Source organism: Mycolicibacterium neoaurum ATCC 25795 (assembly GCF_000691525.1).
Taxonomy (GTDB): Bacteria; Actinomycetota; Actinomycetes; order Mycobacteriales; family Mycobacteriaceae; genus Mycobacterium; species Mycobacterium neoaurum.
Map to the genome: position 1 here is coordinate 320,202 of NZ_JMDW01000003.1, position 23,733 is coordinate 343,934.

The 23,733-nt window shown below is 66.9% G+C and carries 23 protein-coding genes; 11 read left to right on the top strand and 12 right to left on the bottom strand.

Annotated elements, in window-relative coordinates; genetic code table 11:
• Positions 1 to 150: 150 nt before the first annotated feature.
• Genes mdlC through IC40_RS0103370 form a run of 3 tightly spaced genes read left to right on the top strand, consistent with a single transcriptional unit; the run spans position 151 to position 4,060 of the window.
• A complete protein-coding gene (mdlC, locus tag IC40_RS0103360; RefSeq protein ID WP_030133348.1) occupies positions 151 to 1,767 on the top strand; it encodes a benzoylformate decarboxylase in 1,617 nt (538 codons plus the stop codon).
• A 3-nt stretch (positions 1,768 to 1,770) separates the two neighbouring features.
• Complete coding sequence (locus IC40_RS0103365) at positions 1,771 to 2,202, top strand: tautomerase family protein (RefSeq protein ID WP_030133349.1); 432 nt, start codon at positions 1,771 to 1,773, stop codon at positions 2,200 to 2,202.
• A complete protein-coding gene (locus IC40_RS0103370; protein ID WP_030133350.1) occupies positions 2,192 to 4,060 on the top strand; it encodes an FAD-binding oxidoreductase in 1,869 nt (622 codons plus the stop codon). The genes IC40_RS0103365 and IC40_RS0103370 overlap by 11 nt, the downstream gene beginning before the upstream one ends.
• 17 nt (positions 4,061 to 4,077) lie before the next feature.
• Here IC40_RS0103370 and rnhA read toward each other — a convergent pair whose 3' ends face one another.
• Together rnhA and IC40_RS0103380 are read right to left on the bottom strand one after the other, a co-directional pair.
• Entirely contained in the window at positions 4,078 to 4,533 is a 456-nt protein-coding gene (gene rnhA, locus IC40_RS0103375) for a ribonuclease HI (protein ID WP_030133351.1), read from the bottom strand.
• A complete protein-coding gene (locus IC40_RS0103380) occupies positions 4,533 to 5,159 on the bottom strand; it encodes a VOC family protein (protein WP_030133352.1) in 627 nt (208 codons plus the stop codon). The genes rnhA and IC40_RS0103380 overlap by 1 nt, the downstream gene beginning before the upstream one ends.
• A 134-nt stretch (positions 5,160 to 5,293) precedes the next feature.
• Between IC40_RS0103380 and IC40_RS0103385 the strand changes: the two genes are divergently transcribed.
• Both IC40_RS0103385 and idi read left to right on the top strand, forming a co-directional pair.
• Positions 5,294 to 6,421: a GGDEF domain-containing protein gene (locus tag IC40_RS0103385; protein ID WP_234411637.1), complete on the top strand. Its 1,128-nt coding sequence runs from the start codon at positions 5,294 to 5,296 to the stop codon at positions 6,419 to 6,421.
• A 70-nt stretch (positions 6,422 to 6,491) separates the two neighbouring features.
• Complete coding sequence (gene idi, locus IC40_RS0103390) at positions 6,492 to 7,040, top strand: isopentenyl-diphosphate Delta-isomerase (RefSeq protein ID WP_030133354.1); 549 nt, start codon at positions 6,492 to 6,494, stop codon at positions 7,038 to 7,040.
• Here idi and IC40_RS0103395 read toward each other — a convergent pair.
• The 6 genes from IC40_RS0103395 to IC40_RS0103420 are packed head-to-tail and all read right to left on the bottom strand — an operon-like array spanning position 6,961 to position 13,821.
• Complete coding sequence (locus tag IC40_RS0103395) at positions 6,961 to 8,034, bottom strand: DUF5914 domain-containing protein (protein WP_030133355.1); 1,074 nt, start codon at positions 8,032 to 8,034, stop codon at positions 6,961 to 6,963. The genes idi and IC40_RS0103395 overlap by 80 nt on opposite strands.
• Positions 8,031 to 9,566 carry an FAD-dependent oxidoreductase gene (locus IC40_RS0103400; protein WP_030133356.1) on the bottom strand — a complete coding sequence of 512 codons (1,536 nt, stop codon included), beginning with the start codon at positions 9,564 to 9,566 and terminating at the stop codon, positions 8,031 to 8,033. Before IC40_RS0103400 ends, IC40_RS0103395 begins: the two co-directional genes overlap by 4 nt.
• Positions 9,563 to 10,267, bottom strand: a complete 705-nt coding sequence (locus IC40_RS0103405; protein WP_030133357.1) for a class I SAM-dependent methyltransferase — start codon at positions 10,265 to 10,267, stop codon at positions 9,563 to 9,565. The genes IC40_RS0103400 and IC40_RS0103405 overlap by 4 nt, the downstream gene beginning before the upstream one ends.
• On the bottom strand, positions 10,264 to 11,205 hold the full coding sequence (locus IC40_RS0103410; RefSeq protein ID WP_030133358.1) for a phytoene/squalene synthase family protein: 942 nt from the start codon (positions 11,203 to 11,205) through the stop codon (positions 10,264 to 10,266). The genes IC40_RS0103405 and IC40_RS0103410 overlap by 4 nt, the downstream gene beginning before the upstream one ends.
• A 13-nt stretch (positions 11,206 to 11,218) precedes the next feature.
• A complete protein-coding gene (crtI, locus tag IC40_RS0103415) occupies positions 11,219 to 12,730 on the bottom strand; it encodes a phytoene desaturase family protein (RefSeq protein ID WP_030133359.1) in 1,512 nt (503 codons plus the stop codon).
• Entirely contained in the window at positions 12,730 to 13,821 is a 1,092-nt protein-coding gene (locus IC40_RS0103420; protein WP_030133360.1) for a polyprenyl synthetase family protein, read from the bottom strand. The genes crtI and IC40_RS0103420 overlap by 1 nt, the downstream gene beginning before the upstream one ends.
• A 271-nt stretch (positions 13,822 to 14,092) precedes the next feature.
• Here IC40_RS0103420 and IC40_RS0103425 point away from each other — a divergent pair, with 271 nt between their 5' ends.
• Positions 14,093 to 14,482 (top strand): DUF5709 domain-containing protein, encoded by a 390-nt coding sequence (locus IC40_RS0103425; protein ID WP_030133361.1) that lies wholly within the window; start codon positions 14,093 to 14,095, stop codon positions 14,480 to 14,482.
• On the opposite strand, the gene IC40_RS0103430 is transcribed toward IC40_RS0103425, so the two are convergent.
• The gene (locus IC40_RS0103430; protein WP_030133362.1) at positions 14,469 to 15,686 is read right to left on the bottom strand and encodes an MFS transporter; all 1,218 of its coding nucleotides are present in this window, start codon (positions 15,684 to 15,686) and stop codon (positions 14,469 to 14,471) included. The genes IC40_RS0103425 and IC40_RS0103430 overlap by 14 nt on opposite strands.
• Before the next feature lie 98 nt (positions 15,687 to 15,784).
• Here IC40_RS0103430 and IC40_RS0103435 point away from each other — a divergent pair, with 98 nt between their 5' ends.
• Positions 15,785 to 16,924: an ROK family transcriptional regulator gene (locus tag IC40_RS0103435; protein WP_030133363.1), complete on the top strand. Its 1,140-nt coding sequence runs from the start codon at positions 15,785 to 15,787 to the stop codon at positions 16,922 to 16,924.
• A gap of 43 nt (positions 16,925 to 16,967) precedes the next feature.
• The gene (locus IC40_RS0103440) at positions 16,968 to 17,795 is read left to right on the top strand and encodes a class I SAM-dependent methyltransferase (RefSeq protein WP_030133364.1); all 828 of its coding nucleotides are present in this window, start codon (positions 16,968 to 16,970) and stop codon (positions 17,793 to 17,795) included.
• Between the two features lie 28 nt (positions 17,796 to 17,823).
• On the opposite strand, the gene IC40_RS0103445 is transcribed toward IC40_RS0103440, so the two are convergent.
• Positions 17,824 to 18,699 carry an LLM class flavin-dependent oxidoreductase gene (locus IC40_RS0103445; protein WP_030133365.1) on the bottom strand — a complete coding sequence of 292 codons (876 nt, stop codon included), beginning with the start codon at positions 18,697 to 18,699 and terminating at the stop codon, positions 17,824 to 17,826.
• Between the two features lie 74 nt (positions 18,700 to 18,773).
• Positions 18,774 to 19,982: a diiron oxygenase gene (locus IC40_RS0103450; protein ID WP_030133366.1), complete on the bottom strand. Its 1,209-nt coding sequence runs from the start codon at positions 19,980 to 19,982 to the stop codon at positions 18,774 to 18,776.
• A 105-nt stretch (positions 19,983 to 20,087) separates the two neighbouring features.
• On the opposite strand from IC40_RS0103450, the gene cobF reads away from it, so the two are divergent.
• A complete protein-coding gene (cobF, locus tag IC40_RS0103455) occupies positions 20,088 to 20,828 on the top strand; it encodes a precorrin-6A synthase (deacetylating) (RefSeq protein ID WP_030133367.1) in 741 nt (246 codons plus the stop codon).
• Positions 20,829 to 20,833: 5 nt separating this feature from the next.
• On the top strand, positions 20,834 to 21,229 hold the full coding sequence (locus IC40_RS0103460) for a phage holin family protein (protein WP_030133368.1): 396 nt from the start codon (positions 20,834 to 20,836) through the stop codon (positions 21,227 to 21,229).
• Here IC40_RS0103460 and IC40_RS0103465 read toward each other — a convergent pair.
• Positions 21,226 to 22,857, bottom strand: coding sequence for an FUSC family protein (locus IC40_RS0103465; protein WP_081843301.1), 1,632 nt, complete (start codon positions 22,855 to 22,857; stop codon positions 21,226 to 21,228). The two genes, IC40_RS0103460 and IC40_RS0103465, sit on opposite strands and share 4 nt — an antisense overlap.
• On the opposite strand from IC40_RS0103465, the gene IC40_RS0103470 reads away from it, so the two are divergent.
• Entirely contained in the window at positions 22,856 to 23,725 is an 870-nt protein-coding gene (locus IC40_RS0103470) for an Fpg/Nei family DNA glycosylase (protein WP_030133370.1), read from the top strand. The two genes, IC40_RS0103465 and IC40_RS0103470, sit on opposite strands and share 2 nt — an antisense overlap.
• The last annotated feature ends 8 nt before the right edge of the window (positions 23,726 to 23,733 follow it).

The following is a 23,733-nucleotide window of genomic DNA, read 5'->3' on the forward strand; positions in this document are numbered from 1 at the left end:
GTGATCTTGACATGGCTGCGCAAGCACGGCAGCCAAAGCACGTGCATACCCCGGCGGCGGGTAAACCAGTGATTTCTACGGGGTGCGCTCCGGCCGCCGTGCGGTGTGATTCGGGTGATAAACCCCGCATCACACGCGAAGGGCGCGAAAATGGCCGATCCCACCTCTGTCCACCAGGTCACCTACGACCTGCTCCGTACACTCGGCGTGACCACGGTGTTCGGCAACCCCGGGTCCACCGAGCAGACGTTTCTCCAGAACTTCCCGGACGATTTCACCTACATCCTCGGGTTGCAGGAGGCCTCTGTGCTGGCCATGGCCGACGGCTTCGCCCAATCCACCGGCAAGCCGGCATTGGTCAATCTGCACACCGCGGCCGGAACCGGGAATGCGATGGGCAGTCTGGTGGCGGCGTACCGTGCGAACACGCCGTTGATCGTCACCGCCGGCCAGCAGACGCGCGAGATGTCGCTGTGTGACCCGTACTTGAACAACCCCGACGCGACGGCGATGCCGCAGCCATGGGTGAAATGGGCCCACGAACCCGCGCGAGCGGAGGACGTGCCTGCGGCCTTCATGCGGGCCTACGCAGTGGCCATGCAACCGCCGGCCGGACCGGTCTTCCTGTCCATCCCGCTCGATGACTGGAACAAGCCGGCATTGGGGCCCGCGGTGGTGCGGACGGTCAGTACGCGTGTGCAACCCGATGCCCGGCGGTTGCGCGAGTTCGCGGCGCGGATCAGCCAGGCGGAGCGACCACTGTTGGTTCTCGGGCCCGAGGTCGATCGCGCGGGCGCCTGGGATGCCGGGATCGCCTTCGCGGAGAAGCTGCGCGCCCCGGTGCGTGGCGGTCCGCTCGCTCCGCGGTGCTCGTTCCCGGAGGATCACCCTCTGTACGCGGGGCCACTGCCGCTGACGATCGCCGGTATATGCGAAGCGGTGCAGGGCTTCGACCTCGTCATCGTCATCGGCGCACAGGTGTTCAGTTACTACCCCTATGTCGCGGGTGAGTATCTGCCGGAGGGAACCGATCTACTACAGATCACCGTCGATCCACACCTCGCCGCGGTCGCACCGGTGGGGGACAGCCTCGTCGGTGACATGAACACCGTCCTTGAGGACCTCGTGGATCTGGTGGAGGTGCCACCGGAGCGCCACCTGCCACCGGGTCTGCAGCGGAACGTCCATGCCGAGTTGCCCGTCGCATCCGCGCCACTGCTGCCCAACGATGTCTATGCCGTGCTGAGCTCGGTGAAGCCGGAGGACGCGGCCGTTGTCATGGAATCCACCTCCACGCTGGCCGACCTCATCCGTTGGTGGCCGACCCGGCGACCGGGCAGCTTTTTCGCCACCGGAAGCGGGGGGATCGGGTGGGGTGTTCCCGCAGCTGTCGGTATTGCGCTCGGCGACCGAGCACGTGGCGTGAGGCGAACAATCGTCGCTTCCATAGGGGACGGGTCCTTCCAGTATTCGATCCAGGCCATCTGGACCGCTGCGCAGCACAGACTCCCGATCGTGTTCGTGGTCCAGCGCAACGGTGAGTACTGCGTGTTGAAGTCCTTCGCTCTGCTGGAAGAAACGCCCAATGTTCCTGGGCTGGACTTGCCCGGACTCGACATCGCCTCATTGGCAGAGGGTTTCGGGTGCCGGACAGCCAACGTCGGAAACACCGAGGAACTCGCCGCGGAGTTCAAGGCGGCGCTGGCGGCCGACGGCCCCACCGTCATGGTTGTGCCCACGCAGCCTCATCTGCCCGCGCTGGGCTGACCGATGCCCGTCTACACGTGCACGACCGTGCAGTCGACACTGAGCGCCGACACGAAGGCAGCTCTGGCGGCTGAGGTCACCAGGATCCACTCGATGATCAATCACGTTCCCGGCGCGTATGTGAACGTCGTCTTCCACGAACTGCCCGCCGACGCCGTCTATACGGACGCGCACCCCGCAGAGCCGCTGTTGATCAACGGTTGGGTTCGCACCGGACATCCGGAAGCCCAGAGCAGCCAACTGGTCGCCGAAATCGCCGCGGCAGCGACGCGGATCAGCGGCATCCCTGCCAAGAGGGTTCTGGTCGTGATCCAGAACAGCCCGGCGCATCTGGCCATCGAAGGCGGGCGTGTCCTGCCGGCTCCCGGTGAAGAGGAAGCGTGGCTGAAAGGGTCGGCGGCCGACGCGCAAGGTGGTGAGTCGCATGCCGACTGACACCGAGCCCCACCGCACCCCGAACAGCGACGCGCTGGGACGGTTCGCCGCGGCGGCCGCCGAGCACGGTGATGTCACCGCCGATGCGGATGTACTCGCCCAGTGCGGCCGTGACTATTGGGGCGTCGGTGGGGTAGCGGAGCTACTCGTGCGCCCGCACAGCAGCGCCGATATCGCCGCGATCCTGGTACTGGCCAACGCCCATGGCGTCGCGGTCGTGCCACGCGGGGGTGCGTCGAACTGTTCCGGCGGGGTGATGCCGGCCGCGGGACGAGTCCTGCTTGATCTTTCCGGCCTCAATCGAATACTGGACATCGACACCGAAAACCGGCGCGCACGGGTCCAATCCGGTGTCATCAACTCGGACCTACAAGATGCCGTGGCTCCATACGGGTTGTGCTTCTCGCCCGACCCCGTCTCGGCGCACCTGGCTACGGTCGGCGGCAACATCATCGAGAACGCCGGCGGCCCGCACGCTCTGAAGTACGGCGTCACCTACAACCACGTGCTGAGCATCGAGGTCGTCCTTCCCGACGGTTCGATGGTCACCCTCGGTGCCGACGACGAAGGTCCCGATCTACTCGGTGTCCTCATCGGATCCGAAGGGACACTCGGAATCGTCACCGAGGCAACCGTTGCCCTGCGCCCTGTCGCCGATGTCACCCACAGTCTGATGGGCGCGTTCGCCTCGGCGCGGGAGGCCGCTGACACCATCGCCGCGATCATCGCCACCGGTGTGGTGCCCGCTGCGGTGGAGTGGCTTGATCGGGCCGGTATCGCCGGGCTGCAGCAGTTCTACGACACCGGGTATCCGGTCGATGCAGATTCGATAGTGCTCATCGACGTCGACGGAACCGCGGCGGAAGTGAGGCGCGATCAGGCCATCGTCGAACGTGTGCTCGGCGAATACGCCACCGAGGTCCGGATCGCTGAGAATGAGGAGGACCGTGCCGCATTGTGGTACGGCCGCCTCAATGCCCCCAATTCGGTGGTGCAGAGCGGGAAGGGGTTCTTCATCGGGGACGTCACCGTGCCCCGCGACCGCATACCCGAGATGCAAGAGGCGATCCAGGCCATCGCTGCGCGCCATCGCGACGGGCTGCTGTTCATCGCGGTGTGCGGGCACGCCGGCGATGGCGACCTGCACCCCACGACGTTCTACGATAAGGCCAATCCCTTGGCGGCGTCCGCGCTGGAGGCAGCCAACAACGAGATCATCGCAGCTGCACTCGGTCTCGGGGGCACCATCACCGGTGAGCACGGTGTCGGCACCGAGAAGATCGGTTTCATGACCGCACGCTTCACACCGGTGGAAATCGCCGCGCAAAGGTCGATCAAGCGGGCCTTCGATCCGGCCGGGCTGCTCAACCCCGGTGTCATGCTGCCGGGCGTCTGCGCCGACGAGCCCGACACCGTCGCTTTCGGCGCTGCCGTGCGCGATGCTCTGACTGGCAACCTCACCTTCGATCCGGCCGCCGTGCTCACCACCGGCGGCAACACCGATATCACCGTCAACCTCGGAAACCTCAGCCTCATCGTGGGCGCGGACACCACCATCGAGACACTCAACCGACACCTCGACGGGTGTGGAGTCATCTGCTCCGCGATACCGGACGTCGACACCGAGCGCACAATCGGTGAACTCGTCGCCGCGGCCACCAGTGTCGAACGGGACGAGGTCAGGCATGCCCTACTCGGAGCAGACGTCACCGTCATCGACGGACAAGCCCGTGCTCGCTTCGGTGCGGAAACCATGAAAGATGTTGCGGGCTATGACGTCAAGAGGCTCTATATCGGGGCCCGCGGTGCCTTCGGCGCGCTTGAGCGACTCATCTTCAAGATCGTGGTGAAGGCCTAGTCGAAATATCGAGGTGATCAGCCTGCGGCGGCCACCGCGGCTTCCAGCCCCCGAGTTGCCAACACGTCGGCCAACTCGTTGTCGGCGATACCGGAATGGCCCTTCACCCAGAACCATTCGACCTGATGGCGCGCGCAGGCGGCCTGCAACCGCTGCCACAGGTCGACGTTCTTGACCGGCGCCTTGGCAGCGGTCATCCAGCCGTTGCGCTCCCAGCCGCGTACCCAGGTGGTGATCCCGTTCCGCACGTAGGTGCTGTCGGTGTACAGATGCACCGTCACCGGCCGGGTGAGCGCCTCCAACGCCATGATGGGCGCGGTGAGTTCCATCCGGTTGTTGCTCGTCCGGTCCGGCTCGCCACCGAACATCTCCCGGACGTGATGGCGCTGGCGCAGCACCGCGCCCCAACCACCCGGTCCCGGGTTGGGCCGGCAGCCACCGTCGGTGTGGATGATGACGGGCTCGTCGGTCATCAGCCGAGAATAGGTGCCGAGATGAACGCACTGGGAACCGACATACCGAGGCGCTGGTGGCGCAGCGTGGTGATCCGGCGCCCGGGTTGAACGGCGTCCTTGACCCGCGAGGTGAGCTCGCCGAGGAATGCCGCGGCGTCGTCGATATCGGCGACGGTGTAGGTGATTCCCCACAGGCTCGCAGGCCCGTCGGCGCGTGTCTCGGGTGAACCGATGACCTCCAGGACGACCGCGCCGAGCCGATAGAAGATCTGCCGGACGGGTCGTCCGCCGAGTTCGGTATCGCGTTCCCGGCGCGGCTGTACCCCTGCGGAGCTCAGGGCCGCAACGGTGCGTTCCAGGTCGGGCGACATCATCACGACGTGGTCGATGTCGACGACGCCATTGGGGTGCGCACCGGGCAGCGGCGGTTCGGTGCGCGACGGTGTGCTCGGGATGCCGTCGACATCCGTGCCGTCGAAGTCTCGTAGCGACCAGCCGATGATGCCGGTGCCCCGATCCCTCCCGACCAGGCGTATCCGCACGGACCCCACCCGGCAGACGCCGTCGGCATCTACGTCGAATCCGGCCGCGGTCCATGCGGCCGCGGGGTCGGCCACCAGGATTTCGTCGATGGTGAGTGCCACGCCTGAAGATCTTGCCCGGTGCGGTGGCACCGCCGTAGCGTAGGGTCCGTCCGTTTGCTGGTGGGCAGGTGGGGTTCCGGAGCAGCTCGCTCGCCAGTTCCCTGACGTCGGTGCCGACGCATTGGTAGCCTCGTGTGGATTTGCTCAACACCCTGAACGGAGCGATGACGGTGGTCGGGACTCCATCGAGGCAGTGGTTGGCGCGAACCCACCACTACGAGTGGATCACCGATTATCTTGCGGCGCGCGGCGCCACCGGTGCGGTGCGGGTCGTCATGGCGATCATCCCGGCATCCTTGGCGATCTGCCTGCTGGTGTTGTTGCGCAGTGTCGACGCCCCCCGACCCGGTGTACCCACCGCCATGATGTGGGCGGCCTTCTGCGGCGGGGTGGCCGGATCCATCCTGTGGGCCTCCCGATGGCCGTCACGACATCAATCGCTTGCGTTCGCGTTGGTGACCAACGCGTCCGTGGCGCTGGCGTGTCTGTCCTTCTCCGATCCCCAGGGCGCCTTGCTCGGCTGCGTCGCGTTCGCCACCTGTGCCGCCTATATCGGCTTCTTCCATTCGACGGTCCTGGTCGTCTACAACTTCGTGGTCGCCTCCACGGTCGCGATCGTCATCGCGTCGCGGATCGTAGCGACCGGGCACATCGGGTTGGCCGCGGTCGATCTGTTCCTGGTCACCCAGATCAACATCGTCATGCCCATTGCCATCCACTTGCTCATCCGGTCGCTGGGGGTGGATCTGGAACGCGCGGGTCGGGATTCGTTGACCGGATTGCTGAACCGCCGGTCCTTCGATCGGTACGCCGCGCGGATGCTCGACGAGAGCGATATCGACCCCGACGCGCATCTTGTGGTGGTGATGATCGATCTCGACAATTTCAAACGGCTCAACGACACCCGCGGCCATCAGGCCGGTGATGACGCGCTGGTGGCGGTCGGGCGCGCCCTCGGCCAAGCCGTCGCCGATATCGTCGCCATCGTCGCGCGTACCGGCGGTGAGGAGTTCGTCGTCGCCGCGGAGTGGCCTACCGACGATCCTGGTCCGCTGGCCCAGCGATTCTGCGATGGGATAGCAGACTTGCCGATGTCGATCACCGCCAGTGTGGGGACCGCGTCGGTACCGATCCGCTCGCTGCGTCGGGGCGCCGGCCATCTGCAGGCCCGGGTGAATCAGCTGGTGGGCGCGGCCGACGATGCGATGTACGAGGCAAAACGTGCCGGCGGCAACAGGTATCACCACTCCACCGCGCACTGATCCGGATCGGTCCGCACCCACGGCTGAGTCGTGCGTTTGACGGTGCCGACGGCGGGTAACCAGTTCCGCTGTGAACGACGAGCAGGTGGTCCTACTTGACGATGCGGGCAGGACGATCGGCAGTGCCGACAAGGCCACCGTCCATCACGCACACACCCCGTTGCACCTCGGCTTCTCGTGCTATCTCTTCGACGATGACGGCCGCGTGCTGCTGACCCGGCGGGCGCTGACCAAGCGCACCTGGCCTGGGGTGTGGACCAACTCGTTCTGCGGGCACCCCGGCCCACACGAGCCGACGGTGGACGCGGTGCATCGTCGCGCTCAGCAGGAACTCGGCACCACCGTGCGCGACGTGCACTGCATTCTGCCCGAGTTCCGGTATCGCGCGACCGCGGCCGATGGGACGGTGGAGAACGAGCTGTGCCCGGTGTTCTGCGCCCTGATCGACGGACCGCTGGACGTGGTACCCGAGGAAGTGATGGACACCGCGTGGGTGCATTGGCCCGAGATCCGCACGGCGGCACAGCTGGGTTGGGCGATCAGCCCCTGGGCGCAGACTCAGGTTCCGTTGCTCGACGCGGCTGATCTTCCGTCATGGGCGCGGCGCTCGGCGGCTTGAGCAACTCCGCGGTGCCGTCGCCGTCCTGGCGGCGGACCTGCTGAAGCCGCTCGGCATACTCCAGGTCATCGCGCCAGAGCCGGTGTGCGGCATGGCGCATGAACGGGGTGATCAGGCCTTGCACGCGTCCGGCACGCGCGAAGCCCGGTCGGTCCGAGTGCGCGATGACGGCCTCGATGACCCTGCTCTGCGGTCCGCCGTCCCGACCATTGCGCAACGGTGTCGCGTGGGTTTCCACCACGCTGCCGCACCCCTCACCTTCGATGATGCGCATCGTCAGGGTGCGTGGCTCCGGACTGGTGAACTCGGCGATGACCGGAATGCCCAATCTGCCGAGCCGAAAGGTGACCGCGACGAGGAAGCGGTCCTCTTCCTCGGGTAGGTCCAGATCCGTTGGCGGAGCGCTGAGCACCTCGAGCTGGGTGAAGGAGTACGGATGAAACCAGGCGCCGTGCCAGGGATCCATCCTGTTGGCGATGATGTCCTCGGGTTGGCAGTCACCGGTCATGGCGGCGACGGCAGAAATCCGCGGCAGCCCCGGCCGCGCCGGAAGAATCGGTGCCGCGGTGGGGGTTTCACCGCCGATGCGGTCGAGCCGAACCCAGACCAGTACACCGTCGTCGTGGATCGGAACCGCCGACCAGTCCGCGCGGGACCGCCCGGTCAACTGGAGCCCGTGCCACGGGCAGATCAGGTTGCCCCGCTCGACCACACCGGTACACAGGTCGGCTCCCAGGTGCGGGCACCGTGCCGGACCTGCGCGCAGTTCACCGTCGCCGTTGCGCCAGCAGACCAGTTCGGCACCGGCGACGGTGGCGGCGAAGGGTTTGGCGGTGATGTCGGTGCTCGCGCCCACCACATACCAGTTGCCGCTGGGTCGGTTCTGCGATCGCTTCAGTGCGGCGTCGATCACCGCGGGTTCGGCCTGCCGGAAGGTCGGCTTCTGCTGGCTCCACGGAGTGCGCGGGAGTAGTCGGAACGGCCACGCCTTCATGTCCACACCCGCCCTTCGACCCGTTCGGCGAAGTACCGCAGGACTGCTGACCTGCCGCGCACCGGTACCGTGAAGATGTCGTGCCCGCGTACCCCGAAACGTTCGAGCAGGGTATTGGCGGCAAAGACGCCGGTCGTCGCCGCACGTTCCATCAGCGCCACCGGAAGATCGATGCGGATCCCGTCACCGGCAAGCACCAGTCCGTCCTGAGGCGTGCGAACGCCGGGCCGGCCGGCGAAGTCACCGGGCGCCAGGCGCGGGCAGTCGTTGCGGCACAGCGTGATCTCGTGGACCACCCGGGCATCGGCTGTCTCGGGGAAAAGCTCGTACAACCGACTGTCCAGAGCTTTCCGGACTTCCGGGCTGTCCTCGCTGATCGAGTAGGCGTGCAGTTCCACCACGGACCCGCCGTGCTGGTCGGCCCAATCCGCCGCTTCCCGCTCATAGCGTTCCAGCACGCTGATGTTGTCCAGCGGTGGCAGGCCGCCGGTGCCGAGGAACGCGGGCCGCTCGGAGCGGACCGGCCGGTCCAGCCAGAGGCGGCGGACCAGGAACGGTGCAGCGGTACCGAGATCAGCCACCGCAGAACGCCATTGCGCATCGCCCAGACCGGGGGAGTCGGAGACGATGCGTTGCAGCGCGGGCACCTCGGTGGCCAGGACCACACCGTCGACGCGTAGCGCATCAAAGGACTCGCCGGTGACGAGGAAGCGACCCGCATCATCGGTGGTTATGTTGGTGGCGGCCACGCCGGTACGGACATCGGCCCCGTGCCGCAACAGGTAGCGCTCCAACGGCTTCCACAGGGCAACGTCGAAGTTCTCGGCGGCCACGTCGAACACCAGTCCCTCGCTGGAGCCGAGGAAGTAGATGTGGAACATGGTGGCCAGTTCGGCCGCCGACAGGCCGTCCGGTCGGGTGAAGAAGCTGCGTGAGAACACCTCGAAGGCGAGATGCTGTGCCGCGGTGGGGAAGTTGATATCCCGCAGGAATGTCTCGGCATCGGAATCATCGAGCTGCCAATATGTTTCGGGCACCGATACCGAGGCCAACGGGGCTGCCGCCCTCGCGTCGAGGCGGATCAGATCGCGCAGCCGAAAGGTGGGGCTGCGTAATGCGAAAGCCATGGCGTTCAGCGGTGGGGTGCCGGGCAGGCCGCGGAAGGTGTCGCGTCGGCCCTGACCGTCCACGAGCGGGTAGTCGTCGAGGGGGGTGAACATGGACAGTTCGGGGTCGACCCTGCGCAGCACATTGCGCAGGTTGTAGTACTGCCGGAAGAACGCGTGGAAGCCGCGATTCATCGCCAGACGCGAACCGTCGGGCGTGGTTTCGGTCCATCCGCCGACGCGACCACCCAGATAATGCTCGCGCTCGAACAGGTGCACGGCGACCCCACGATCGGCCAGCGCAGTGGCCGCACTCAGTCCGGCGATGCCCCCACCGATCACGGCGACGGCGGGACGGTCGGCGAGATAGGCCCCGTGTGGCTGGCCGGGCCCGGCGCGATGGCGGACGCGGCGACGATCGGTCATGATGCCGCCCTGCCGAGGAAGGTGTGCACGATACCGCGCTGCCAACCGGGCATAGTCATGCTGTGCACATCGGTGAAGCCGTTGCGCTGCAACCGCTCCCGGAACTGGGTTACACCGTCGAAGTCGTTGACGCTGCGACGCAGATAACGATAGAGATCGGCGTCACCGGTGCGGACTCGGCCCGCCGGGATGATGACCGCGGCACACACCGCGTTCCAGAGGATGCCGGCAGCTCGCGAGTCACGGACCGAGTACTCGTGGGCGGCGAAGACACTTCCCGGGGAAAGCATGCCAAGCAGCATACGCAGCACCGGATCGGGGTCGGGCAGATTGCGCACCAGGTAGGCCGCCAGGATGCCGTCGAACGGGCCGTTCACCCCCGCCTGCGCCAGGTCCTCGGCCCGGCTGTGCACGAAGGACACCGTGGACGGCCAGCGCTTGGCGCGGGCTTGGTCGAGCATGCCTGCCGAACCGTCGACACCGATGATCTCGGCATGCGGGGCGACATGCAGTAGGGCCGCAGTGGACGCGCCGGTGCCGCAACCGATATCGAGCAATCGCAGCCCACGCCCACCATCGCGGATTCCCATGCGCTGCGCCGAGAGGCGGAGATGACGGTGATATCCGGGATTTGCGCCGACCAGGCCGTCATAGGCCGCCGCACCTGCGTCGAAGGCCTCGGGAACGTCGTATGTGCTCACGCCGCCTGCCGGATACGGGCGCGCCACGCCGCGGCAAGCCCGCGTGCGGCGACCTGCAGACGCCGTCCGTTGGACACGGTGGCCCGCTGCGTGAAAACCTCGAAGTCGATCTCCTCGATGCGATCCAGGATCTCGGAGTACAGCGTCAGCGCGGCACGGATGCACGGCCGCGACTGTGGCCGCAGCATCGGGATGCCGAGTTCGGCCTGTCGATAGATGTCCCTGGTGATCGCGTGCTGCTCGACCAGCGCCGCTCGGAGCCTCGCGTCGGTACGCCGATTACGCTGGCACCAGTACAGCACCTCACGGTCCACACCGTGTGCGGCGATTTCATCAGCGGGCAGGTATACGCGGCCGCGGGTGAGATCCTCATCGATGTCCCGGAGGAAGTTGGTGAGCTGGAACGCTTTTCCGAGCGCGGCGGCATGCGGCGCGGCCTCGGCGGTGGGGACCACGGTGCCGAGGATGGGCAGCAACTGTAAACCGATGACCTCGGCCGACCCGTAGACGTAGCGGTCCAACGCGGCCCGGTCCGGGTAGTCGCTGATCGTCAGATCCATCCGCATGGAGGACAGGAAATCCTCGAAAAGCTGCCATGGCAGACCGTAGTGGCGGGCGGTATCGACGACCGCGTCGAGCACCGGGTCGTCACCTGCCATCCGGTTATCGACCAGCCTGCTGTACAGCGCATCCGAGAGCTCACGCAGCTCGTCCTCGCGCTCGGTGGCGGTGCGATCGTCGAATCCGTCGAGCACGTCGTCGGCACGACGGGCAAAACCGTACAGCGCGTGTACTGCCGGGCGTTGGCCCGGCGCCAGCAACCGCGTCGCCAGAAAGAAGGTCTTGCCGTGCGCGGCGTTGAGCGCCCGGCAGCGTTGATACGCCTGACGCAGTTCCCTGCCCTGTACACCCGCTGCATCGAGCTCTGAGCCGAGCATCATCTGGTCCTCCTCATCGGGTGAAAATTCGGGGACGGACCGAGGTATCGGCTCCGGTGATTCGGTCGGCGGCCAGGCGGCCGGAGACGATGGCGGTCGGGATCCCGACACCGGGAACGGTCGAGGAGCCGGCGAGGATGGCGTTGGCGACACCGCGCACGGTGTTGGCGGGACGGAACGGACCGGTCTGCCCGAAGGTGTGCGCCAAGGCGAACGGTGTTCCGGCGATCATGCCCTGACGGGCCCAGTCCTGTGGGGTCACCACGTCGAGGACCTGCGGGTCGGCGATCACGTCCGGCAATCGCCCGGCCAAGGTCTCCAGCATGTGCGAGGTGTACTGATCGCGCTGTCCGTCCCAGTCGCGTGCGCCGACATCCAGATTGGGTGTCGGGGCGAGGACATACAGCAGGTCCCTGCCGTCCGGCGCGAGGCTCGGGTCCGCCGCGGTGGGGCGGGTGACCAGCAGCGACGGGTCCACCATGGGCACACCCTCGTCGATGATCTCCTCGAAGGTGCGCGCCCATTCGTTGCCGAACAGGATGTTGTGGTGTGCGGCGCCGACGGCAGGATCGATTGCCCGGCAACCGATATGGGCGACCACTGCCGACGGCGCCGGCCGTAGCTTGGTCAGCCTTCGGGGACTACGTCCCAGCAGGCGATAGGTATCCGGCAGCTCGGTGGTCAGCACCACGGCGTCGGCAGCGAATCGGGCACCGGTGGCGGTGCGGACCGCGGTGATGCGATCGCCGGTGCGCTCCAACTCGGAGACCGGTGCGTCGTAGTGGAACTCGACTCCGGCGTCGGCCGCGGCGGCGGCCAGCGCATCGGGCAGTGCGCGCATCCCGCCCTTCGGGAAGTACACCCCGGAGATCGTGTCCATATAGGCGATCACGGCATAGGCGGCCAGTGCCCGCCGCGGTGGCACACCCGCGTAGAGAGCCTGGAAGGTGAAGACTCGGAGCAATCGCTCGTCGGTGATGAACCGCCGCACCATCGTCTCCCAGCCGCGGAAACCGCCGATGGCGGCCAGCTTCGCCAGCTGCGGGGTCAGCAGCGACAGCGGGGAGTCGAAGTTCGACGAGATGAAGCCCTGGAACTCCACCTGATAGAGCGTGGTCAGCCAATCACGCAGGCGCAGATAGCCTTCGGCCTGGGTGCGACCGGCGAAGCGTTCGATCTCGGCGGCCATGACGGCCGCGTCACTGTGCACGTCGATACTGCTGCCGTCGGCGAAAGACGCCCGGTACGCCGGGTCGACCTGATGCAGCTCCAGGCGGTCGGCAGTGGATTCGCCGACCGCAGCGAAGGTCTCGTCGATGATGTCGGGCATGGTCAGCACCGTCGGACCGGTGTCGATGCGGTAGCCGGAGATGTCGGCGCGGCCCATCCGGCCGCCGGGATCCGACCCGCGTTCGACGACGGTGACCCGGCGACCCCTGCCGGCCAGGTGCAGCGCCGCCGAGAGTCCGGACAATCCGGCCCCCACCACGACCACATGGTCGGTGCGACCAGCCACCGTGCGCATCAGGCGGCCCGCTCGGTGCAGGCGGCGGCGGTCGCGACGAGCGCTGCGCGCACCTCCGGGTCGAGTGCACCGGCCACACCGTCCAGAGCGGCCGTCGCCGCGGTGAATCGCGAATGGATCAGATCTTCGATCCGCTGCACCGTTCCCACCTCCGAGATCAAATTCTGCCAGCGAGCCATGTCGTCATCGCCGAGTCGCTCGGCGGTCATGAATTCCTTGAACTGACGCTGCTGGGCACCGGTGGCCAGTTCGTACGCGGCCACCACCACGGTCGTCGCCTTGCGGGCCACCAGGTCGGTGCAGATCGGCTTACCGGTGGTCGCCGGGGCGCCGAAGACGCCGAGCAGGTCATCGCGTAATTGGAAAGCCTCGCCGATGTTCTCGCCGTAGCGGCCCAGAGCCTCCGATACCGCATCGTCGCAGCCGGCGAGCGCGGCCCCGATCTCAAGAGGCCTGCGCACGGTGTAGTTACCGGACTTGCGCCGGGCCACGTCCAGTACGCGGTCCAGGGTCGGGAAGCCTGCGGTGTCGTTGACCAGATCGGCGAACTGCCCGACGGCCAGTTCGGTGCGCATATCGTCATAGCGCGGCCAGGCCCGGGCCAGCGACTCGGCAGGCAGCCCGCATCGGCGCAACATCTGCTCGGCCCACACCAGGCACAGGTCGCCCAGCAGGACCGCGGCCGACTCGCCGAAACGTTCCGAGGACCCGGGCAGTCCGCGTTCGCGATGCCAGTCCTCGAAGGCCCGGTGTGCGCTCGGGCGTCCGCGTCGCATCGGCGACTCATCCATCACATCGTCCTGGAACAGGGCGAAGGCGTGCAGGAACTCCAAGCTGCCTGCCGCGCGGACGGCGGCGCGACTGCCGTCCGCCCCGGCCCGCCAGCCCAGATAGAGATAGGTCGACCGCAGACACTTGCCCTCGGCGAGCATCTCGCGCAGCACGCGTTCGGTGATGTCGACATGGCTGCCGCGTAGGGCGTCGGCGCAGGTGTCATCGAGGAAGTCGGACACGGCATCGAGGACATCTGCGCGCAGCGAAACAAGCCACGCAGGAGGTGGATCGCTGCGTGCGTGAAGCGCAGCCTGCATGCCTGAAGCCATCGCGGGGGTACGTACCCGTTTATCGGTGTTTTCATGCCTGCCGGGGGAACGTTTTTCCCGGTGGATGTGACTCTGTCCCACAGGGGGTTGGTTCGTTTCATCCGCGCTGTCGCGCGAGCCGGTGACCAACTCTGCGACATCCGAAGGGTGGTCCACCGTGACAACCCTATTCGTACCGACGACTTCCTGCTCGCAGCGTCTCGGCGGTCCGCTCGACGATCGGCGGCGCACGCCCGGCGCGATGAGTAGCGTTGTCGTCATGACCGCAGAACTGCCCGAAGACGATCAGGGATACAGCCCGGAAGAAGAAGACCAACTCACGGCTGAGGACACCCTGCTCGACCGCGGCGTCGACGATCTGCTCGACGAAGGCTATTCACCGCCCGAGCGCTGGCAGGAGCCGCGTGAGCACGAGAGCCTCGATGAGCGGCTGGCCGATGAGCAGCCCGACCCCGCGTTCGATGAGAACTACCGTCCCGATGAGCAGGCCGGTGACGACGAGGTGGGCGACCGGCGCTCCGGCCGGTTGGTGGCGCCCGACGAAGGCTCCGGGGTGGATACCGAAAAGGATCTGCTCGGCAGTGAGGTCGGCATCGACGGTGGTGCGGCGTCCGCCGAGGAGGCCGCCGTGCACATCATCGACGAGTAGCGCGTCCCAGCAACACCGACAGCGTCAACACGAGCAGGCCGCACACGGCCAGGATCGATCCGGCAGCAGCCGGGGCGGTATAGCCGAGTCCGGCGGCGATCACCAGTCCGCCGACCCAGGCGCCTGTCGCGTTGCCGATGTTGAGTGCCGAGTGATTCAACGCCGCCGCGAGTGTCTGCGCGTCGTGCGCCACGTCCATCAAGCGGGTCTGCAATGCCGGTCCGACGGCCGATCCCGCGGTGCCGATCAGGAACAGCACCGGAAGTGCTGTCCAGGGGTTGTGGGCCGCGGCCACGAACACCAGCAGCACCACACCGAGTGACCCGAGGGACAGATACAGGGCTCGGACCACCGAGATATCGGCCAACCGGCCGCCGACGAGATTGCCGACCACCATGCCGAGGCCGAACACCATCAGCGCCACCGGGACCAGCGCCCTCGGCAGCCCGGCGACATCGGTCATCGTCGTGCTGATGTAGGTGTAGACGGCGAACATCCCACCGAAGCCGATCATCCCGACCATCACCGCCAACCAGACCTGAGGGCGCCGCAGAGCGCCCAGTTCGGTCAGCGGGCTGGTCACGTGCATGGTTCGCAGTTGGGCGGGCAACCAGAACCACAGCGCTGTCAGCGTGATCAAGCCGATGACGACCACCAGCGCGAAGGCGCTGCGCCAACCGAACGCCTGCCCCAACCAGGAGGCCAGCGGGACACCGAGGACGGTGGCGACCGTCAGGCCGGACAGCACATAGGCCACCGCCTTGGCCCGGTTGCGCGGGCCCATCAGATGCGCCGCCGCCAGCGCCGCGATGCCGAAGAAGGCACCGTGGGGCAATCCGGCGACGAATCGGGCGATGACAAGGGTGGCGTAGGACGGGGCGAGCGCGCTGGCGAGGTTGCCGAGTGTGAAGACCGCCATCAAACCCAATAGCAGCGCCCGTCGCGGGACGCGGGCGGTCAGCGCGGCGATCGTCGGCGCGCCGATGACGACCCCGAGAGCATAGGCGGAGATGACGTGTCCGGCCGTGGGTTCGGAGACGTCGAAACCCCTCGCGATATCGGGCAACAGGCCCATGGCCACGAACTCGGTGGTGCCGATCCCGAATCCGCCGAGGGCAAGCGCGAGGACGGCGAGTGCGCGCACCGCCGGATCGGCGGCCACGACCGACTGCGGGGTGGTGGGGCGTTGGGTGCTCGGACTCACCGAATGGAGCCTACGGATGCTTAGGCTCGGCAATCAACCTATATATGTCTTTTTCGGGCGAAAGTGGCCCATCTTACGCAACTGTGCTGCAATGAGGTGTGGCCACCGTCGGCGAGATCTTTGCCCTGATCAGGGCCAATGGAGAGATGACGCGTGCCGAGATCACCGCGCTGACAGGGCTGTCCAGGACTGCGGTCAGTGCCAGGCTGGCGACCCTGCTGGGCGCCGGGCTCATCAAGGAGTGCCAGCCGGCTCCCTCGACGGGTGGGCGTCCGGCCACCCAACTGAGCGTCGATACCGATGCCGGGATCGTGCTCTCGGTGGCAGTGGGACTCAGCCGCACCCGACTGGCGGTCTGTGATCTGGCCGGCGGGGTGTTGGCGCTCTCCGATATCGACTCCGAGGTCGCGCTCGGTCCCGCTGACCTGATGCCCGATATCGGCAAGGGGCTCGACGTCCTGCTGGAGTCGTTTTCGGGCTTCGACGTCCACGGTGTCGGGCTGACCTTGCCGGGCACCGTCGATGCCGAACGGGGTTGCAGCTGCGGATCGGCGATCCTGCGTGGCTGGGACGGCGTCCCGCTGCGCCCCTACCTGGAGGCGTTGCCGCGCATCGGATCCGCGCCCATCGTGCTGGACAATGATGCCAATGCCATCGCGCTGGCCGAACGCGGCGGTGATGACGATGTGCTCGTCATCAAGGCCTCCAGCGGTCTCGGCGCCGGCATCATCGCCGGGGGCGTGCTGTTGCGGGGTGCCAATCAAGCCGCAGGCGAATTCGGTCACAACAAGGTTGTCGGCGCGGAGGGCATCCCGTGCCGCTGTGGAAACACCGGTTGTCTTGAGTCGATCGCGGGCGGATGGGCGATCGTGCGGGCGCTGCAGCAGCAGGGCATATCCGTCCGGCACCTGCGTGATGTTGCCGAGCTGGCCGCCGATGGTGACCCCGAGGCGCGCCGGATGGTGCGCGAGAGTGGTCGCGCGGTGGGTACGGGGATAGCCCCCGCGGTGAACCTGCTCAACCCGGCGGCCGTGGTGATCGCCGGTGATATGGCCGAAGTGTACGAGATGTTCGTGGCGGGCCTGCGAGAGTCGTTGTACGGCAACGCCACCGCCGAAGCGACCGGGGCGCTGCAGGTGCGCCCGGCGGCACACGGCGACCGTTCCGCCACGGTCGGTACGGCGACGCTCGTGCTCGAACACGTGCTCAGCGTGGCTGCGATCGACGCACGCTGCTGACGCCGTGACGCGGCCGGCGCAGACGGTGCCAGAATGATGTGCCATGACCGAGAACTGGCGGGCGCTGAATCTGGCGAACTGGGAGTCCCGGGTGCCGGTACACCTGGGCCCGGGTGGCTACGAGCTCGACGGTTTCGAAGACCCCCGGTACCTCTCCGGCGTGGTGCGCTACGACCTGCCGCGCCTCGGGGACATCAGCGGACTCGACGTCGTGCACCTGCAATGCCATATCGGCACCGACACCGTGTCGTTGGCCCGGCTCGGACCGAGATCGGTGACCGGACTGGACTTCTCGCCGTCGGCCATCGCCGCGGGCATCGCCTTGGCGGAGCGCGCCGGCAACCCCGTGACATTTGTCGAGTCCGACGTCTATGACGCGGCCGGCGCGCTCGGTGGGCAGTGCTGCGATCTGGTCTACACCGGCATCGGCGCGTTGTGCTGGCTGCCCGATATCCGGCGATGGGCGACGGTGGTCGCCGAACTCCTGCGTCCCGGCGGCCGGTTGTTCATGCGGGAAGGACACCCGATGCTCGATACGATCGGCGACGACCGATCCGATGATCTGCTGGTGGTGCACTACCCGTATTTCGAGACGGCCGGAACCGCGTTCGACGAGGCGAGCAGCTATGCCGGGCAGGGAACGCTCAGCGCATCGGCCGGGGTGTCCTTCAATCACGGTCTCGGCGAGGTCTTCACCGCCCTGACCGCGGCCGGTCTCGTCGTGACGGCGCTGGAGGAACATCGCGAGGCGCCGTGGAAAGCGCTCGACGCCATGGTCGAGAGCGCCGAGCACGACGGTGAGTACGTGCTCGCCGAGCACCCCGAACGGCTGCCGCTCACCTATACCGTGCAGGCCGTCAAGCCGGGGTAGTGCGCCGCCGGTGTCAGGCCTTCGTTTTTCAGGCCTTGGCGATGACGTTCTCCGCGAACCACTCCAGGTTGCGGATCTTGTCGTCCAGCGGCTCGGTGTCCTGGCCCATGATGTAGGGGATCCGGAAACCGACGATGACGTCGGTGACGCCCTTGTCCTCGAGGCGCTTCACCCCGTCGAGGGTGAACCCGTCGATGGAGATGACGTGGATCTGGAACTCGTCGGCCTTGCCGATGCGCTCCTCCTCCTCGCGGAACTTCGCCAGCTTGGCCAGCAGCGGATCCAGATCGGCCGGATCGCCACCACCGTGCATCCAGCCGTCGTTGCGGGCGGCCCGGCGCAGCGCGGCATCGGCGTGGCCGCCGACCAGGATGGGCACCGGTTTGGTGGGCGCCGGGGTCATCTTGGTGCTCGGGATGTCGTAGAACTCGCCGTGGTACTCGAAGTAGTCCCCGGAGGTTAGGCCGCGGATGACATCGATGCACTCGTCCATGCGCTTGCCGCGGCGGGCGAACGGCACACCCATGATCTCGTAGTCCTCGGGCCACGGGCTGGTGCCGACGCCGAGTCCGAGCCGGTTGTCGAACATGGCGGCCAGTGACCCGGCCTGCTTGGCCACCAGCGCCGGCGGCCGGATCGGCAACTTCAACACGAAGATGTTGAAGTGGAGTTTGGTCGTGACGGCCGACAGCGCGCCGATGAGCGCAAACGATTCGATGAACGACTTGCCGTCGAGGAACTCTCGGTTGCCGTCCTCTGTGTAGGGATACTTCGAGTCCGAGACCTCGGGGTAGGCGATGCTGTCCGGAATCGTCATCGCGTGGTATCCGGCCTCGTCGGCGGCCTTGGCCAACGGGATGTAGTACTTCGGATCGGTCATGGCTTCCGCATAGGTGAACCGCATGGGCCCGATACTAGAACACGTTCTAGTTATTGGGTGCCAAATGCCGAGGTCGAAATCCGGTGACCGCTGCCGACCTATCTCGGGAAGGGAGGTGTGCCCACCCCGGCGACTGAGTAGCCGCCCTGCTGGCTGCGCTCGGTGACCTTCGCCGATGCGGTGCGTTCGCCGATGGTGATCGAGACCTGGTTCGCGCCGCCCGCGGTCAGCGGCTCCAGAACCGTTCCGCGCCAATGATATTTACCATCGATCGGATCCAGATGGCCTGCCAGCAGGACCTGGACCGCGCGGCCGTCGACCGTGGCGGGACCGCTGTAGACGTCATCATCCGACGGGCCGTCCAGGCCGGTGTCCTCGACACGGCCGGTGGTACCGAGCGTGCCGCTGGGCAGGAATCCGCTGCGAAGCCACATCCGCCGGGCGATCGGACCCATCAGCCCGACCTCGTCGAGGAATGACGCCAACGGTGCGAACCCGGCGATCTGTACCTGCCGGCGGTGCGGTGAACGGCGGGCGATCCGGCGCGCTGCCCTGCCGTCGAGGCCCACCCGGCGGTACTGCACCGCGTTGGTGAACAGGTGGCGGAAGAACGGCCCGCCGAGCCCGTTGAGATTGCCGACCCAGATCCGCTTGGCGCGCGACATCTCCGGCCTGCGCTTGCGCAGACCGTCACGGGCGAACTGGATGTGGCGGGCCTCCTCGGTGACGTGGATGCGCATGAGTCGCTGAACCATCGGCTGCAACTCGTCATCGTCCATCATCTGGCGCTGCAGGGAATCGAAGATCTCCTCGCCGATCAGCGCGGCCACCCACAAAACCGACCCGCGGAACGCGAACGGTAGGGCGTTGATGATGATCCGCTGGTAGAGCCGCGGCCGCACGGGCTTGGCACCCACCTTGGCGATTGCCTTGCCGAACATCACCATGTGGCGGGTCTCGTCACCGAGTTCGGTGAGCTCGTAATGTGTGGTCGCCGCGGTCGGGTCGGCATGCATCATCTTGCGGAGCAGTGACTGGTTGAGGATGTTCTCGAACCAGATGCCTGCCGACAGCGTGTTGACCAGTTCCTGGCGGGACAACTCGATCTGCTCGGCCCGGCTCATCGACTCCCAGAGTTCGGTGCCGTACAGCGAGACGACTTTCGGCGGCAGGTAGAACTTGTCGGGATCCAGGGGTGCGTCCCAGTCGATGTCGACGATCGGCTCGTACGACTTGCGCACCGACCCCTTGAGCAGGCGCTCGGCGAACTCAGCGCGTGTGGTCCCTGCCTTCACCGAAGCGGTCATCGTCGACTCTCCCTTGAGCGGTCCGAAGATTCGACGGTAAGCCCGTTACCGGCGGTAGTCAATACCTGCGGTACCGGGTAAATCCGATCGACTAACCTTTTGCGGGTGCGCACCATTCATGTGATCGGCATCGGAGCAGGCGACCCCGACTACGTGACGGTGCAGGCCATCTCGGCACTCAACGACACCCAGGTCTTCTTCGCGATGGACAAGGGCGAGTCCAAGGACGATCTGGTCGCGCTGCGCAGACTCATCTGCGATCGCTTCATCGAGAAACCCGGATACCGGTTCGTCACACTGCCCGATCCCACCCGGGCCGCCGACGTTCCCTACGAGCAGGCCGTCGACGACTGGCACGCGGCACGGGCGAAACTGTGGGCCCGTGCCATCGAGACCGAGTTGCCCGACGGCGGCGCCGGATCCTTCCTGGCCTGGGGTGACCCGTCGCTGTACGACAGCACCCTGCGCATCCTGGACCGCGTCGCCGAACACGTGGATTTCGAAGTCGACGTCATACCCGGCATCACCGCCATCCAGTCGCTGACCGCGCGGCATCGCATCCCGCTCAACGATATTGGCGAGCCGGTACTGATCACCACCGGACGCCGGCTGCGTGCCGACGGGCTCACCGGCGCGGCCGTGGTGATGCTCGACGGAGATTGCTCCTTCCGTGGCTGCCCACCCGGCACCCGGATCTGGTGGGGTGCCTATCTCGGGACGCCGGACGAGTTGCTGGTGGCGGGCACCGTGGGTGAGGTCGCCGACCAGATCGCCGAAATGCGCGCCGCGGCAAGACAACGGCATGGCTGGATCATGGACATCTACCTATTACGCGCGGCAGACTGACGGCCATGGGTTTCGTGCTGCGGGCCGCGCTGACCGGGGTCGCGCTCTGGGTGGTGACGATGCTCGTTCCCGGAATCAGCATCGTCGGTGGCGACTCGACTCTGCAGCGGGTCGGCATTATCTTCATCGTCGCCGTGGTATTCGGGCTCGTCAACGCGATCATCAAGCCGATCGTGCAGTTCATCTCGATCCCGCTCTACATCCTGACCCTGGGCCTGATCCACATCGTCATCAACGCCTGGATGCTCTGGATCACCTCCTGGATCACCGAGAACACGACCCACTGGGGTCTGCAGATCGACGAGTTCTGGTGGACCGCCATCTGGGCGGCGATCGTGCTGTCGATCGTCAGCTGGTTGCTGTCCGTGCTGGCAAGTGATCTGAAAAGGTCTGAGCGCTAAGAGTTCTCCGGGTGCTCGCGTACCCAACACGCAGCCAACATCCGATACGCGTCCTGTTCGGTGGTCGCCACCGTCGGCCACAATCGCTCGGCCTCGGCGCGTTGCACGGCCGACCCGCCGATCGCCGCCTGATAGGTCTCCAGCAGCGCCAGTGCGCTCAGTTGCAGATCCCGGCGCGCTGCTCGGGCCGGTGCGCTGGCGACCGCCCCGGCCTGCAGATGTACATCGGTCCGACGGGTCGCCGCGACGGTTCGGGCCAGCGCGGCGTTCAGCGGAGCAGGCCCGTGCCTGCGCAGCGCCACCCAATACACCAGAAGTGCGATCACGCAACCGATCACGGTATCCAGGCCCCGGGTCACGAGAAAGTGACCGAGGTCGGCGACGGGACGGCCACCGGCGGCGATGGTCAGTGCCAGCGGGGTGATGAACGTGACGGCGATGGTGTAGTTGCGCACCACGAACATCTCGATGGCGAACTGGAGTACGGCGACCACCGCCACCAACCACCAGCCCTGCGGCTGCCAGGCCAGGATCGCGGCCGCCAGCCCCAGTCCGAGCAGCGTGCCCACCATGCGTTCGGCACCGCGTTGCACCGTGCGCGACCAATCGAAACCCTGGTAGAGCACCAGCACCGCGGCGGCCATCGCCCAATACGAATGGTCGGCGGTGAACAGCAATGCCGTCACACCGGACAACGCCACCGCCACCCCGACCCGCAGCGTCACCCGCATGGACTCCGATCCCGGCGTCAATGCCCGCCGCAGCAGGGCCGCATTTCCGGGCCTGCCCAGCGGTAACCGTGCACTGTTCTCGGCGGGTGGGGAAGCTGGGAGCGGGGCGCCGTTGACGATGGCGCCGAACACCCGGTGCAGATGCAAGTTCTCCACACGCAGGCGGTCGACCACAGCATCGGGTTTGACGTGCGTCGGCTGGTAGTTGACCAGCGTCGTCCATGCGTGATGCAAGGCCTTGGCGGCCAGATGCCGGTCGGTGTTGTCGCAGCTGCTTCGATAGCGCTCGACGGCGGTGCGGGCGGCAGCCACCGCGCGTATCTCCGGTCCGTGCTTCCCTCGGCCGCGTTGCTCGCCAAGGAGCAACTCCCACAACGCCCCGAGCATGTGCACCACCCAGGAGAACGCGCCGCCGGCGAGCACAAGGAGGCCGATATGCCAGGGCGGCAGATGGGTCGCCGCGGTGGCGGTACCGGCGGCACAGCCCAGGACGAACATGAACGCGCCCGGCGGACCCACACCCAGCGCATGGCACACCAGGACGGCCACCATCGCGATCGCGGTGATGGTCACCAGCCCCAGCCACGGGATTGCCGCCGCCCAGTCGCCGAGTGCCACCGCGGTCGCGAAACACACCGCGATCGTCGCCAGGTAGCCGGCCCGGTTCCGGTACGGTCTGCCGCTGCCATAGAGCGAGGTGAATCCGCCGATCACGGCGATCAACCCGGCGCCGGTGTCGCCGAGCAGCCAACCCACCAATACTGGAACCGCCATGCAGATGGCGGCGCGCACCGCGAACTGCCACCGCCCCGGCGCCGGGTTGATCACCAGGAACCGCCGCACCGCCGCCAGCACATCAAAGACGATATCGGTGCCTGTCCTGCACACTGGAACCATGCCCGAGCTTCCCGAGATCGAGGCGCTCGCCGACCATCTGCGCCGTCACGCCGTCGGCCGACAGATCGTGCGGGTGGACATCTCCGCGTTGTCGGTTCTGAAAACCTTCGATCCGCCCGTGACAGCGCTGAATGGGCAGCAGGTCACCGGGGCCCACAGGTGGGGCAAGTACCTCGGTCTGGAGGTGGGCGAGCTGTACCTCATCACCCATCTGTCACGGGCCGGGTGGCTGCGCTGGTCGGACAAGCTCGCACCCGCACCGCTGAAGCCCGGCAAGGGCCCGATCGCGCTGCGGGTGCACCTGGCCGGAGACGATCCGGGCCAGACCGTCGGTTTCGACCTCACCGAGGCAGGCACCCAGAAACGGCTTGCCGTCTGGGTCGTCCGAGACCCGATGGAGGTCCCGCAGATTGCCGGGCTGGGACCCGATGCCTTGGCGTTGGGACCCGAGGAGCTCAAGGACGTGCTCACCGCGCATGGCGGCCGGATCAAGACGGTGATCACCGACCAGAAGATCATCGCCGGTATCGGCAATGCCTACAGCGACGAGATCCTGCACGTGGCCAAGTTGTCACCGTTCGCGACGGCCAACAAGCTGTCCGAGGCGCAGCTGGCCGATCTGCATGATGCGACGTCCTCGGTGCTCACCGATGCCGTGGCACGGTCGGTGGGGCAGCAGGCGGCGACGCTCAAGGGCGAGAAACGGTCCGGGCTGCGCGTGCACGCACGCACCGGGCTGCCGTGCCCGGTCTGTGGTGACACGGTTGCCGAAGTCTCCTTCGTGGACAAGTCCTTCCAGTACTGTCCCACCTGTCAGACCGGTGGTAAGAAGCTCGCCGACCGGAGAATGTCGCGTTTGCTCAAGTAGCAGCGAGG